Origin of the sequence: Pseudomonas sp. NFR16, from assembly GCF_900108875.1 — a bacterium.
In the GTDB taxonomy this organism is placed as follows: domain Bacteria; phylum Pseudomonadota; class Gammaproteobacteria; order Pseudomonadales; family Pseudomonadaceae; genus Aquipseudomonas.
In genome coordinates this window covers 506,335-520,369 of record NZ_FNYJ01000003.1, presented here as the reverse complement: position 1 = coordinate 520,369, position 14,035 = coordinate 506,335, and the positions used below count along the sequence as shown (strand labels likewise).

11 protein-coding genes are annotated in these 14,035 nt (G+C 61.4%); 8 read left to right on the top strand and 3 right to left on the bottom strand.

Annotation, left to right across the window (positions count from 1 at the left end; genetic code table 11):
* Positions 1–117: 117 nt before the first annotated feature.
* Positions 118–972 carry a pirin family protein gene (locus BMZ10_RS15295; RefSeq protein ID WP_093463799.1) on the top strand — a complete coding sequence of 285 codons (855 nt, stop codon included), beginning with the start codon at positions 118–120 and terminating at the stop codon, positions 970–972.
* Positions 973–1,228: 256 nt separating this feature from the next.
* Here the strand turns inward: BMZ10_RS15295 and BMZ10_RS15290 are convergent, their stop codons facing one another.
* Both BMZ10_RS15290 and BMZ10_RS15285 read right to left on the bottom strand, forming a co-directional pair.
* A complete protein-coding gene (locus tag BMZ10_RS15290) occupies positions 1,229–2,476 on the bottom strand; it encodes a patatin-like phospholipase family protein (RefSeq protein ID WP_256214510.1) in 1,248 nt (415 codons plus the stop codon).
* Positions 2,477–2,489: 13 nt separating this feature from the next.
* Positions 2,490–3,422 (bottom strand): lipid A biosynthesis lauroyl acyltransferase, encoded by a 933-nt coding sequence (locus BMZ10_RS15285; protein ID WP_093463793.1) that lies wholly within the window; start codon positions 3,420–3,422, stop codon positions 2,490–2,492.
* A gap of 145 nt (positions 3,423–3,567) precedes the next feature.
* On the opposite strand from BMZ10_RS15285, the gene minC reads away from it, so the two are divergent.
* The 6 genes from minC (at position 3,568) to BMZ10_RS15255 (ending at position 10,766) form a co-directional block, all read left to right on the top strand.
* On the top strand, positions 3,568–4,314 hold the full coding sequence (gene minC / locus BMZ10_RS15280; protein ID WP_093464182.1) for a septum site-determining protein MinC: 747 nt from the start codon (positions 3,568–3,570) through the stop codon (positions 4,312–4,314).
* Positions 4,315–4,651: 337 nt separating this feature from the next.
* Positions 4,652–5,464: a septum site-determining protein MinD gene (minD, locus tag BMZ10_RS15275; RefSeq protein ID WP_093463790.1), complete on the top strand. Its 813-nt coding sequence runs from the start codon at positions 4,652–4,654 to the stop codon at positions 5,462–5,464.
* Entirely contained in the window at positions 5,464–5,718 is a 255-nt protein-coding gene (gene minE, locus BMZ10_RS15270; protein ID WP_037013831.1) for a cell division topological specificity factor MinE, read from the top strand. The genes minD and minE overlap by 1 nt, the downstream gene beginning before the upstream one ends.
* A gap of 129 nt (positions 5,719–5,847) precedes the next feature.
* Positions 5,848–6,483: an RluA family pseudouridine synthase gene (locus tag BMZ10_RS15265; RefSeq protein WP_093463788.1), complete on the top strand. Its 636-nt coding sequence runs from the start codon at positions 5,848–5,850 to the stop codon at positions 6,481–6,483.
* A gap of 612 nt (positions 6,484–7,095) precedes the next feature.
* Complete coding sequence (locus BMZ10_RS15260) at positions 7,096–8,385, top strand: M18 family aminopeptidase (RefSeq protein ID WP_093463786.1); 1,290 nt, start codon at positions 7,096–7,098, stop codon at positions 8,383–8,385.
* Positions 8,386–8,576: 191 nt separating this feature from the next.
* Positions 8,577–10,766: a mechanosensitive ion channel family protein gene (locus tag BMZ10_RS15255; protein ID WP_256214509.1), complete on the top strand. Its 2,190-nt coding sequence runs from the start codon at positions 8,577–8,579 to the stop codon at positions 10,764–10,766.
* An 88-nt stretch (positions 10,767–10,854) separates the two neighbouring features.
* Here BMZ10_RS15255 and BMZ10_RS15250 read toward each other — a convergent pair whose 3' ends face one another.
* Positions 10,855–11,691, bottom strand: coding sequence for a glycine betaine ABC transporter substrate-binding protein (locus BMZ10_RS15250; protein ID WP_256214508.1), 837 nt, complete (start codon positions 11,689–11,691; stop codon positions 10,855–10,857).
* A 284-nt stretch (positions 11,692–11,975) separates the two neighbouring features.
* Here BMZ10_RS15250 and BMZ10_RS15245 point away from each other — a divergent pair, with 284 nt between their 5' ends.
* Positions 11,976–14,012 (top strand): NADH:flavin oxidoreductase, encoded by a 2,037-nt coding sequence (locus BMZ10_RS15245; RefSeq protein WP_093463782.1) that lies wholly within the window; start codon positions 11,976–11,978, stop codon positions 14,010–14,012.
* The last annotated feature ends 23 nt before the right edge of the window (positions 14,013–14,035 follow it).

The following is a 14,035-nucleotide window of genomic DNA, read 5'->3' as shown; positions in this document are numbered from 1 at the left end:
ACGTTCCTACGGTGAACAATCTATAAAATCGATTAATCCCTCGCAAAAACGTCACCCATCCATCGCATCAACAGGCATACCATAGGCGTCATTCCCACCTGTTCTGGAGTGAGCCTCATGACTCAATTTCGTAAAGTGCTGTCGATCCAGGCCGGCCAGCCGACTTCGGACGGCGCTGGCGTCAAACTGACACGGGTCTTTGGCGGCCCGGGCGTCGAACTCTTCGACCCGTTCCTGATGCTCGATGAATTCGGTTCGGATAAAGCCGACGACTACATCGCAGGCTTTCCGCCACACCCGCATCGTGGCTTCGAAACCGTGACGTACATGCTCGAAGGCCGCATGCGCCATGAGGACCACATGGGCAACGTCGGCCTGCTGCAAGGCGGTGGCGTGCAATGGATGACCGCCGCACGCGGCGTGATCCACAGCGAAATGCCCGAGCAGGAAGAAGGCCTGATGCGCGGTTTCCAGCTGTGGCTGAATTTGCCGGGCAAGTCGAAGATGGGCGACGCCGGTTACGACGACATCCAGCCCGAACGCATTCCTCGTGTCACCACGCAGAACGGTGTCGAGGTGATCGTGATTGCCGGTCAGTTCGACGACGGTCAGACCCGTCAGGCAGGCGCCGTGCAGCGGCCTGATACCGAACCGCATTACTTCGACTTCCATATGCCGGCAGGCTCGACCGTCAGCCCGCGCGTACCGGAAGGTCATCGAGTGCTGCTTTATGTGTACGAAGGCGAAATAGAGATCGCCGGACAGCCTCAGACACTGGGCAAGAGTCGTCTGGCAAGGCTGTCGGAAAACGGCGAGCTGCAACTGACGGCAGCAGTGGACACCAAGGTGATGCTGATCGCCGGCAAACCGCTGCGCGAACCGATCGTCCAATACGGCCCGTTCGTCATGAACAGCCGCGAAGAGATCGAGCAAGCGTTGCGCGATTTCAGGGATGACAAACTCACGGCGTAGCCGATTGCGAGACGCCGCTGATGCTGCCGGGAACGCCTGACCTGAGGGAGTAAGGCAACTGTGTTTAACGCCTTCGATCAACGGCGTAACACCCGACGCCTTCCCGGCTAAAGCCGGTCCTACGGAAAGCTTGCAGCGTCTGTAGGACCGGCTTCAGCCGGGAAGAGGCCAGGGCTTATTTCGGCAGTGGACGGAAATCAGTCTTCGTCCGATGGCAGCCCCGAGCAAGCTCACACTCACAGAGTCCGCAGACACTTCAATCCAGACGCAGAAACTTCATCAGCTGTTCCTTCTGGGCCATCGCATCGCGTCGGCCCAGTTCGATCAATTCGCTGCAATACCCCGACTCGAACAACAGATAACTCAGCACCCCTGCCCCGCTGGTCTTGGTCGCGCCCGGACCTCGCAGAAACGTGCGCAAGGCTGCTGGCAGTTCCCGGCGATGTCGGGCAGCAATTTCATCGAGCGGCTGACTGGGCGAGATCACCAATACCTCCACCGGCGCCAGCGACTGAACCGGCGTGGGCTGCTCGGAAATCTGCGGCGATGGCTGATGAGGCATGCTCGGGGGCAGCATGCGGCTCAACAGATTCAAACGCTCGAGCAATTCGATATCGCTTTCAAGGCTGTCGATAAACGTGCTGTTGAGCATGTGCCCGCTGATCTGCGCAAGGCTCGGCTGTGCGCCACTCACGGCCCGGTGAACGGGCTTGTTCGCGCCCGGTCCGCGTGGATTGCCGCTGACACCCACGACCAGCACCCGATTGGCGCCCAGGTGCAAGGCCGGGCTGATCGGAGCCGACTGCCGCACGGCGCCGTCGCCGAAATACTCGTGCTCAAGCTTGACCGGGGCGAACAGCAACGGGATCGCGGAACTGGCCAGCAGATGATCCACCGTCAGTTGCGTCGGCTGACCGATACGCCGATGGCGCAGCCAGGCGTCGATGGTGCCCTTGCCCTGATAAAAGGTGACCGCTTGACCTGATTCGTAGCCGAACGCGGTGACTGCCACGGCGCGAAGATGCCGGTCGTTGATGGCCGCCTCGATGCCGGCCAGATTCAGCCGTTCGGTGAGCAGTTCCTTGAGCGGAGAGCTGTCGAGCAGCGCCACTGGCACCTGTTTGCGGCCGATCCCCAAGAGGCTGCGGACAAAAAACCGCGATGCCTGGCGCATGACCCCGGCCCAGTCGCTGCGCAACACCTGATGACTGCGAAAGCTCTGCCAGAACAGGGTCAGCTCGTGAATGGCGGTCCGAAAATGCGCCGCGCCGCTGGCCAGCTTGACGGCGTTGATGGCGCCAGCCGACGTGCCGACGATGACCGGAAAAGGGTTTTGCGCACCCGCGGGCAGCAGGTCGGCGATACCCGCCAGTACGCCGACCTGATAGGCCGCGCGAGCGCCACCGCCGGACAGAATCAGGCCGGTGACCGACTCCGCGACGGCAGGGGCATCGCAAGCGCTGCGCACGGTTTGTTGTTCGATGGCGCTCGTTGTCATGGGCATTCAGCTCTGGGTATCAACCACGCTTTTTATAAAGTTTCGGCTCACCGGGCGGTCGGCTCTTGAAGCGCCGATGCGCCCACAAATACTGTTCCGGGCATTCGGTGACGGCCCGCTCGACCCATTGGTTGATGCGCAGGCAGTCGGCCTCGTCGCTTTCGCCGGGGAAGTCTTCAAGGGGCGGATGGATGACCAGCTTGTAGCCGCTGCCATCGTCCAGACGCTTCTGGGTGAACGGCACGACCCGCGCGCGTCCCAGGGTGGCGAACTTGCTGGTCGCCGGCACCGTGGCTGCCGGAATGCCGAACAGCGGGACGAAGATGCTTTGCTTGGCGCCGTAGTCCTGATCCGGCGCATACCAGATCGCGCGGCCTTTGCGCAGCTGCTTGATCATGCCGCGCACGTCCTCGCGCTCCACCGCGATGGCGTCCAGATTGTGACGCTCGCGGCCGCGGCGCTGAATGTAGTCGAACAGCGGATTCTTGTGCTCGCGATACATGCCGTCGATGGTGTGTTGCTGCCCCAGCAGCGCGGCGCCGATTTCCAGCGTGGTGAAATGCAGCGCCATGAGAATCACGCCTTGCCCGTCCTGGTGCGGCTGCTGGAGGTGCTCCAGTCCTTCGACATGGGCCAGCCTGGCGAGGCGTTGCCTGCTCCACCACCAACTCATGGCCATTTCAAAAAAAGCGATGCCGGTGGACGCGAAATTCTCCTTGAGCAGGCGTTTGCGTTCCGCTTTCGAGTACTGCGGGAAGCACAGCTCCAGATTGCGCGCGGCAATGATCCGGCGATCCGTCGCAAAGTAGTACATGACCGACCCCAGCATCCGGCCGATGGCCACCAGCATGCGAAACGGCAGCTGCACGACCAGCCAGAGCAGGCCCAGCCCCAGCCAGAGCGGCCAGTAGCGCGGATGAAGAAATTCGGCACGAAAACGCGGGCGTTCCATTACAGCTTCCGTCAGGGCAAAGGCGGGCATTCTACATGGGTTAGAGTGGATCGGTGAGGCTTCGTCGGATGCGGCTCCCTTGCGGCTGGCGGGCGATCTCGTTATAAGTCTCGGCACTTTTAGCGACAAGCCGCTGTATGCCGACATGAGCCAAATCGAATTGCAAGATCAGGATCCCGTGTTTCAGTTGAAGGGCAGCATGCTGGCCATAACCGTGCTGGAGCTGGCCCGCAACAACCTCGAAGCGCTGGATCGTCAACTGGCGGCCAAAGTCGCCCAGGCACCCAACTTCTTCAGTAACACCCCGCTGGTCCTGGCGCTGGACAAGCTGCCGCCCAATGAAGGCGCGATCGACCTGCCGGCGATGATGCGGGTCTGCCGCCAGCATGGCCTGCGCACCCTGGCCATCCGCGCCAACCGCATCGAAGACATCGCCGCAGCCATCGCCATCGACCTGCCGGTTCTGCCACCCTCCGGCGCCCGTGAAAGACCGCTCGATCCGACGGAAGGCGAAGTCCGGAAAAAGCCTGAAGTCATCGAGAAACCGCCTGAGCCTCTGATCAAGCCGACCAAGATAATCACGGCTCCCGTGCGTGGCGGTCAGCAGATTTACGCCCAGGGCTCCGATCTGGTGGTGATTTCCTCGGTCAGTCCCGGCGCGGAACTTCTCGCCGATGGCAACATCCATGTGTATGGTCCGATGCGGGGCCGGGCGCTGGCAGGCATCAAGGGCGATACCAAAGCCCGCATTTTTTGCCAGCAGATGGTCGCCGAACTGGTCTCCATCGCAGGCCAGTACAAGGTTTCCGAAGACCTGCGCAGAGATCCGCTGTGGGGCGCCGGGGTACAGGTCAGTCTGTCCGGCGACGTGTTGAACATCACCCGTCTTTAACGGATACTGCGCCATTTTCAAAGCCACTCTGATTCGTCGCGAAAACGATGCAAAGGGAAAGGAAAACCGGGAAATTCGTTTGTTTTCTCGAAACATGAGCCCCAGCCGGGCTCTGGCTTCCACCGTTGCTCGCGTACCGTTGCGTCACGAGGGGCTATTCAGGGACTAGATTCGTTCGAAAAGTCGGCGAGCGAAGGTCAGGCAAGGCAAAAGCAGGCGAGCAAGCGGAGTTTAGGCCCCTAAATGAGCATTGCGAGCCAGCTTTAACGCAGCATGACCGAGCGCAGCCACTTGACGAGCGAAGCTGGCCTTCCTTTTCCTCTAGGGGTGAAACACCTTGGCCAAGATTCTCGTGGTTACATCCGGCAAGGGTGGTGTGGGCAAGACCACCACCAGCGCCGCTATCGGTACAGGCCTCGCACTGCGCGGCCACAAAACAGTGATCGTCGACTTCGACGTCGGCCTGCGTAACCTGGACCTGATCATGGGTTGCGAGCGTCGCGTGGTGTATGACTTCGTCAACGTGGTCAATGGCGAAGCCAACCTGCAGCAGGCACTGATCAAAGACAAGCGCCTGGAAAATCTTTACGTACTTGCCGCCAGCCAGACTCGCGACAAAGATGCCCTCACCCAGGAAGGCGTCGAAAAGGTCCTGATGCAGCTCAAGGAAGACTTCGAGTTCGTGGTATGCGACTCGCCGGCCGGTATCGAGAAAGGCGCTCATCTGGCGATGTACTTCGCCGACGAAGCCATCGTCGTGACCAACCCGGAAGTCTCCTCGGTACGTGACTCGGACCGCATGCTGGGCCTGCTGGCCAGCAAATCCCGCCGCGCCGAAAACAACGAAGACCCGATCAAGGAACACCTGCTCCTGACCCGCTACAACCCGCAGCGCGTCAGCGATGGCGAGATGCTGGGCGTCGAAGACGTCAAGGAAATCCTCTCGGTGACCTTGCTGGGCGTGATCCCGGAATCCCAGGCAGTGCTCAAGGCGTCCAACTCCGGCGTACCTGTGATCCTCGATGACCAGAGCGATGCTGGCCAGGCCTACAGCGACGCAGTTGATCGCCTGCTGGGCAAAGCCGTTGAGCACCGCTTCCTGGACGTAAAGAAGAAAGGATTTCTGGAACGTCTGTTCGGGGGTAACTAATGAGTATTTTTGACTTCTTTCGTGCCAACAAAAAGCCCAGCACCGCGTCGGTAGCGAAAGAGCGTCTACAGATCATCGTGGCGCACGAACGCGGCCAACGCAGCACCCCGGACTACCTGCCAGCCTTGCAGAAGGAACTGGTCGAGGTGATTCGCAAATACGTCAATATCGGCAACGATGACGTGCATGTCGCGTTGGAAAACGACGGCAGCTGCTCGATTCTGGAACTCAATATCACCCTGCCTGATCGTTGATCGAAAAGGCAGCCGCCACGGCGGCTCGGTTGCTCGCATCCTTGCACGGGATGCGGGTGAGCGAGCCGCCGTTGGCGTTTGCTACAGGACCGTTTTTGTCCTGAGACTGTTTAGCTGCGAGGCTGTCTGATGCCGCTGTCCAACGTTCACATTCTCCATCAGGACCCCGCCGTTCTGGTGGTGAACAAGCCTACCCTTCTGCTTTCCGTGCCCGGCCGGGCGGACGATAACAAGGACTGCCTGATCACCCGCTTGCAGGAAAACGGCTATCCCGAGGCGCGAATCGTCCATCGCCTGGATTGGGAAACCTCCGGGATCATCCTTCTGGCACGCGATGCCGATACCCATCGGGAACTGTCCCGGCAGTTTCACGACCGGGAAACCGAAAAAGCCTACACCGCGCTGGCCTGGGGACAACCTGAACTGGACAGCGGCAGTATCGACCTGCCCTTGCGTTATGACCCGCCGACCAAGCCCCGGCATGTGGTCGACCACGAATCCGGCAAACATGCACTGACGTTCTGGCGGGTGCTGGAGCGTTACGACACCCATTGTCGGGTCGAGCTGACGCCGATTACCGGCCGTTCGCACCAGTTGCGGGTGCATATGTTGTCGATCGGGCACCCGTTGCTGGGCGATGGTTTGTATGCACATTCCGAGGCACTGGCGGCGTATCCGCGGTTGTGCCTGCACGCGAGCATGTTGGCGTTCACGCATCCTGTGACGGGTGAGCGGGTGCGGTTTGAGTGCCCGGCGCCGTTTTGATGTTGTTAGTCAGTACAGACTTTGCATGATCGTTCCCGCGCTCCGCGTGGGAATGCGTGGCAAGACGCTCTGCGTCCAACTCGACGCGGAGCGTCAATCGATGCGTTACCACGCAGAGCGTGGGAACGATCAGCAAAAGCACCCCAAGTAACCAAGGGTGCTTGCGCTCGGTTGGGCCCGACTTCGTCGGGTTCCCTCACTCCGACAATGCTCCGTGGGCCCCGAAATGTAGGAGCGCGCTTGCTCTGGGCCGCACTCGGACGATCTGCCGGGAACCGGCAGCAAGACCGGTACAGGCGGCATGTCAGGCATAACCGAGTCGTCTGGTTTTGCTACTGCTGCGCGGTAGATCGCGGGCAAGCGCGCTCCTACAGAATTCGCGTCATCCGAAGTTTTTGCTTTTGATCTTCATACCGAGAACGTTTGGACGACACAAAACGCGACTTGGGTGCAGGCTGAACGCAGGCGTCGCGGAGAGGCCCGAGCGTCATAAACTCAAGCTGCGTCGATACCGACGTCAGATATGCCCCCGCCATAAAATCCTACAACCACCAAGCTCGCTACCTCACTCAGAGGCCTGTAAACTCCCGCCATTGCTGTCTGGAGTAACTTATGCGCGAAGAGCTGAACCAAGGCCTGATCGACTTTCTCAAGGCCTCTCCCACCCCGTTTCACGCCACCGCAAGCCTGGTGCAACGTCTGGAAGGCGCAGGCTATCAGCGACTGGACGAACGCGAGCCATGGCACACCGAAACCGGCGGTCGCTACTACGTCACCCGCAACGATTCCTCCATTGTCGCCTTCAAACTCGGTCGCCTGTCCCCCCTGATCGGCGGCATCCGCCTGGTCGGAGCACACACTGACAGCCCGTGCCTGCGCGTCAAACCGCAGCCTGAGCTGCAGCGCCAGGGTTTCTGGCAACTGGGCGTCGAGGTGTACGGCGGCGCCCTGCTCGCCCCGTGGTTCGATCGCGACCTGTCCCTGGCCGGGCGCGTGACCTTCCGCCGCGACGGCAAGGTCGAAAGCCAGCTGATCGATTTCAAACTGCCCATCGCGACCATCCCCAATCTGGCGATCCACCTCAACCGCACCGCCAACGAAGGCTGGCCGATCAACGCACAGAACGAACTTCCGCCGATCCTGGCGCAGGTCGCGGGCGACGAGCGCGCCGATTTCCGTGCCCTGCTGACCGACCAGTTGGCCCGTGAGCACGGCCTGAACGCCGACGTTGTCCTCGATTACGAGCTGAGTTTCTATGACACGCAAAGCGCAGCGGTGATCGGCCTCAACGGCGACTTCATCGCCGGCGCGCGTCTGGACAACCTGCTGTCGTGCTTCGCGGGTCTGCAGGCGCTGTTGAACGCCGATGGCGACGAAACCTGCCTGCTCATCTGCACCGATCACGAAGAAGTGGGGTCGACGTCGGCCTGCGGCGCCGATGGTCCGATGCTCGAACAAGTGCTGCAACGCCTGTTGCCCGAAGGCGACGACTACGTGCGCACGATTCAGAAATCGCTGCTGATCTCGGCCGACAACGCCCACGGCGTGCACCCTAACTACGCCGAAAAGCACGACGGCAATCACGGCCCGAAACTCAACGCCGGGCCCGTCATCAAGGTCAACAGCAACCAGCGCTACGCCACCAACAGCGAAACCGCCGGTTTCTTCCGTCACCTGTGCATGGCTGAAGAAGTGCCGGTGCAGAGCTTCGTGGTGCGTTCCGACATGGCCTGCGGCTCGACCATCGGACCGATCACCGCCGGCCATCTGGGCGTGCGCACGGTCGACATCGGCCTGCCGACGTTCGCCATGCACTCGATCCGCGAACTGGCAGGCAGCCAGGACTTGGCGCATCTGGTCAAAGTGCTCTCGGCGTTCTATGCCAGTGCCGAGCTGCCCTGACTCGCAGTCGCGCAGGGGCCTGGCATGGCCGCCTGCGCGGACCGCATTATCAAGATAGGCATCCGGTCAAGCCTCACAGGCCGGGTGCCGCGGTGCACGACCTTCGCAGCGCGGCTCACGGGACAGCGCCACGTCCGCACCTCAAGCGCACTACAATCCTATCGCCCGCCCGACTCGAGGTTGATGATCCGGTGACTGCTCCTCCCCGCTTTTGCACCCTGCCACGCCTGTTGCTGATCTTTCTGCTGGCACTGTTCCCCGTCGCCCTGACGCAGGCGGCTGGCCTGCCGAGTCTGCTCAGTGGCCAGACAGCTCAGCCGCAGGCGCAGGAGCCGCTGGGGCAGTCGCTGGATGAAGTGATCACGTCGTTGGAGAACGATCAGCAGCGCAGCAAGTTGCTGGAGGACTTGAAGAAGCTTCGCGATGCCACGCAGAAAGCCCAGCCCAACGCCGAGCAAGGCGTGCTGGGGCTCATCGGCAGTTCCTTCGCGGAGCTGGAGAAACAGTTCACCGGGCAGAACAGTCCGCTCAGCCGCTGGGGCGATGAGGTGTCGCAGGCCCAGGATGAACTGGTCGCATTAATGTTACCGGCCAATCAATGGTGGCCGATCGTCTTCGGTTTCGCGGTGGTCCTTGCGCTCTGGAGCCTGTTGGCGGCGGCGCTGATCTGGCTCGGGCACAAGGTGCGGCTGCGCTTTGGCCTGTCCGAAGAACTGCCACAACACCCACGCCCATGGGACATGCTGCGCTTTGCGCTGCGCAAGCTCGGGCCCTGGCTGGTGGCGCTGGTGATCACGGTGTACCTGAGTTACTCGCTGCCGCCGTCGCTGGGTCGTGATCTGGCGATGGTGCTCGCTTACGCACTGGTGGTCGGCACGCTGTTTTCGGCCATCTGCGTGATCGCGTTCTCCCTGCTGGACGGTCCTCATCGGCATCAGGCGCTGTACATCCTGCGCCACCAGGCCTTCCGCCCGCTGTGGTGGATCGGCAGTTTCGCAGCGTTCGGCGAAGCGTTGAGCGATCCGCGTCTGGTGGCAAGCCTGGGCGTGCACCTGGCGCACACCGCCGCGACACTGGCGAACGTCATGGCCGCGCTGTCGACCGGGCTGTTCATCATCCGTTTCCGTCGGCCCATCGCTCACCTCATTCGCAACCAGCCCCTGGCTCGCCGTCTGAAACGACGCGCGTTGAGTGACAGCATCGAAGTGCTCGGCAGCTTCTGGTACCTGCCCGCGCTTGTGCTGGTGGGCGTGTCGCTGTTTGCGACGTTTTTCTCCGCCGGCGATACCAGCACGGCGTTGCGTCAGGCGCTGATCTGCACGGTGCTGCTGGTGCTGTGCATGGTGATCAACGGGCTGGTGCGGCGCTACGCACAAAAACCGTCCCACGGCCATAAGCGTCATGCACTGTATTCGGATCGTCTCAAGAACTTCTTCTACACCGTCGTGCACCTGCTCATCTGGCTGGTGTTCATCGAACTGGGGATGCGCGTGTGGGGCCTGTCGCTGATTCGGTTTGCCGACGGCGACGGGCATGACATCAGCCTGCGAATCATTGGCCTTGCCACCACGCTGATGTTTGCCTGGCTGGTGTGGATCCTTGCCGATACCGCGATTCATCATGCCCTTACCCGCTCGCGCAAGGGCCTCGCCAACGCCCGTGCGCAGACGATGATGCCGCTGATTCGTAATGTACTGTTCGTGACGATTTTCATCATCGCGGTGATTGTCGCGCTGGCGAACATGGGCATGAACGTCACGCCGCTGCTGGCGGGTGCCGGCGTCATCGGCCTGGCGATCGGTTTCGGCGCGCAGTCGCTGGTTGCGGACCTGATCACTGGCCTGTTCATCATCATCGAGGACTCGCTAGCGATCGACGATTACGTCGACGTCGGCGGTCACCTGGGCACCGTCGAAGGACTGACGATCCGGACCGTGCGGCTGCGGGACATCGACGGCATCGTTCACACCATCCCTTTCAGCGAGATCAAGAGCATCCAGAACTACTCGCGGGAGTTCGGCTACGCGATCTTCCGCATCGCGATCCCGTCGAACATGAACATCGACGACGCCTTGAAAATGATCCGCGACGTCGGCCAGAAGATGCGCACCGATCCGCTGCAGCGCCGCAATATCTGGTCACCGCTGGAGATTCAGGGCGTCGAAAGCTTCGAGTCGGGCAACGCCATTCTGCGTGCACGCTTCAAGACCGCGCCGATCAAGCAGTGGGAAGTCTCGCGTGCCTTCAATCTGTCGCTCAAACGCTACCTGGATGAAGCCGGAATGGACCTGGCGACACCGCGCCTGAACGTGCAGGTCAGCACCAGCGGCGGCAGCGTGAGTGAGTTGCGCGGGAAGAAGGACGGCGCGTCCGCTGACTGATGCACAGCAGGACCGGTGGGAGCGAGTCTGCTCCCACAGGACCAAGCTTTCCCGTCGATCAGCAGCAGGCCGCCCCTTTCTTACAGCATCAAGGGCTGGTTGCCGCCGTCTTGTTGCCTTCGGCCATCGCCACGAACCTCGCCTTGTTCTGCGCGTAATAAGCTGCGACGACTTTTTCCGGCGAGTTACCTGGCTCCCGCGCCGCAGACATCATTGTCTGCAGGTCAGCCTGCGGGATGGAGTAATGGGAGAAGAACCGGGCCACGTTCGGGTATTGCTCACTGAATCCCTTGCGGGCGACGACGTGGATCTGCTCGGTGCCGCCGAACAAATGTTCCGGGTCATTCAGATAGCGCAGCGGGTATTTGGCGAACATCCAGTGCGGACTCCAGGCGTTGACCAGTGACCATTTCCCGCGTTTGAGGTTGCGGTCCAGCTCGCTGAGCATGCCGCTTTCCGAAGACGCGACCATTTTGTAGCCGACGATCTTCTTGTCGTTGAGGACTTTCTCGGTCAGCTTGTACTGCCCGTTGCCCACCTCCGACGTCAGGATCTTGCCGTCGAATTGCTGCGCGATACCCGGCTTGTTCAGGTCGGCAAGGCTCGACACCTCGCTGGCCGGCACGATGTCCGGCACCGCCATGCCGATGCGGCCTTCATACAGCACGCCCAGATCTTCGAGCTTGTCCTTGTACTTGTCGTAGAAAGCCTTGTGCGTACCCGGCAGCCAGACCATGGGAATCAGGTCGATGTTGCCGTTGGCCATCGCTTGAAACTGGATGCCAATGTCGGCCATCACCAGCTTGACCGGCTGTTTCAGCTGATCTTCCAGAACGATGTTGGCCAGCTTGACGGCGATCTCCGTGTCCGACCAGTTCACCCAACCGATGCGAACCGGCGGCTGATCGGCGGCGTGGCTGAGCACGCTCACTGTCGTCAAAGCGATCCCTACCAACCAATACGTTTTTTCTTATACGGCGAATAAGCATCCATCGTGCATGTCCCCTGTCGTGTATGGGTGTTACTGGGTGCGGCAGTGAAAGTGTCGAATCGCCAGTCTCGGCCAGCTGTTCGGCCGATAGTAGCCACACGGTGAGTGTGGACGCAAGCGAAATGTACACAGCCGTCAGCCATGCTTGACACCTATGTACATTCCACCTAATTTTGCGTCAAACCAAGCCTGATGTTCCCTCCCAGGAGCGCACCACGATGTCCAGCGATCCGCTGTTGCAGCCCTACACGATCAAGCACCTGACGCTCAGAAACCGCATCATCACCACCTCCCACGAACCCGCTTATCCCGTGGACGGCATGCCCAAGGATCTTTACCGCGCCTATCACGTGGAGCGGGCGAAGGCCGGCGTGGCGCTGACCATGACAGCCGGTTCGGCCGCGGTGTCGCGAGACAGTCCGCCAGTGTTCAACAACGTGCTGGCGTACAAGGATGAAGTGGTGGGCTGGCTGAAGGACCTGACCGACGAGTGCCACGAACACGGCGCGGCAGTGATGATTCAGTTGACCCATTTGGGCCGCCGCACCCGTTGGGACAAAGCCGACTGGCTGCCGGTGGTTTCGCCCTCGCATCGACGGGAGGCTGCACACCGCGCGTTCCCCAAGAAGCTCGAAGAATGGGACATCGGGCGCATCATCAAGGATTACGTCGATGCCGCCGAACGCATGAAAGCTGCCGGCATGGACGGTCTCGAACTTCAGGCCTACGGCCATTTGATGGATCAGTTCTGGTCGCCACTGACCAACGAGCTCGAAGGGGAATACGGCGGCCCGCTGGAGAATCGGCTGCGCTTCACCTTCGACGTCCTGCGCGGGATCCGCCAGCGCTGTGGCGAGGACTTCCTGCTGGGCGTGCGTTACACCGGCGACGAAGACCTGCCAGGCGGCTTCGGCGCCCAGGAAGGCATCGCGATCTCGCACCTGCTCAAGGACAGCGGGCTGGTGGACTTTCTCAACGTCGTCAAAGGCCACATCGACACCGATGCCGGCCTGACCGACGTGATTCCGATTCAGGGCATGCGCAACTCGCCGCACCTGGATTTTGCCGGCGAGATCCGTGCAGCGACCGGTTTTCCGACCTTCCATGCCGCGAAGATCCCCGACGTGGCGACCGCGCGTCATGCCATCGCCTCGGGCAAGGTCGACATGGTCGGCATGACCCGCGCGCACATGACCGATCCGCACATCGTGCGCAAGATCATCGAAAAGCGCGAAGAGGAGATTCGGCCCTGCGTCGGCGCCAACTATTGCCTGGATCGCATCTATCAGGGTGGCGCGGCCTACTGCATCCACAACCCGGCGACCGGTCGCGAGACCACCATGCCCCACGATATTCCCAAAGCCGCGACCCGGCGCAAGGTCGTGGTGATCGGCGCAGGCCCTGGCGGGCTGGAAGCTGCACGGGTCGCGGCCGAGCGCGGGCACGACGTGACGGTGCTGGAAGCGGCGGATCGGCCCGGCGGTCAGGTTCGGCTGACGTCTTTGAGCGAGCGACGCCGCGAGATGATCAGCATCATCGACTGGCGCATGGCGCAGTGCGAACGCATGGGTGTGAAGTTTCACTTCAACACCTGGGCCGAAGCGCAGACAGTGCTGGATCAGGAGCCGGACGTGGTGATCGTCGCCACCGGCGGCCTGCCGGATACCGAGGTGCTCAGGCAGGGCAACGAGCTGGTGGTATCGGCCTGGGACATCATTTCCGGAGACGTGAAGCCAGGCAGGAACGTGCTGATCTTCGACGACGCCGGGGATCATGCCGCGCTGCAGGCAGCCGAAGTGATCGCACAAAGCGGCGCTCGTCTGGAGATTGTCACGCCCGACCGGGCCTTCACGCCGGAAGTGATGGCCATGAATCTGGTGCCCTACATGCGCAGCCTGCAGGACCTGGACGTGGTGTTCACCGTGACGTACCGCGTGGAGTCAGTGCTCAGGCGCGACGGCAAACTGGTGGCGGTGTTCGGCAGCGATTACGGCAAGGTCAACAAGGAGCGCGTCGTCGATCAAGTGGTCATCAACCACGGCACGTTGCCGATGGACGAGTTGTATTTCGAACTGCGTCCGCTCTCCAGCAACGGCGGCGCGGTCGAACAGCATGACCTGATCGCAGGCAACGCCCAGCATCTGGTGACCAACCCCGAGGGGCGCTTCCAATTGTTTCGCATCGGCGATGCGGTGGCTGCACGCAACACCCATGCGGCGATTTACGATGCATTGCGTTTAGTGAAGGATCTTTAGAAGCCTTGCAAGCGGCGAAGGGG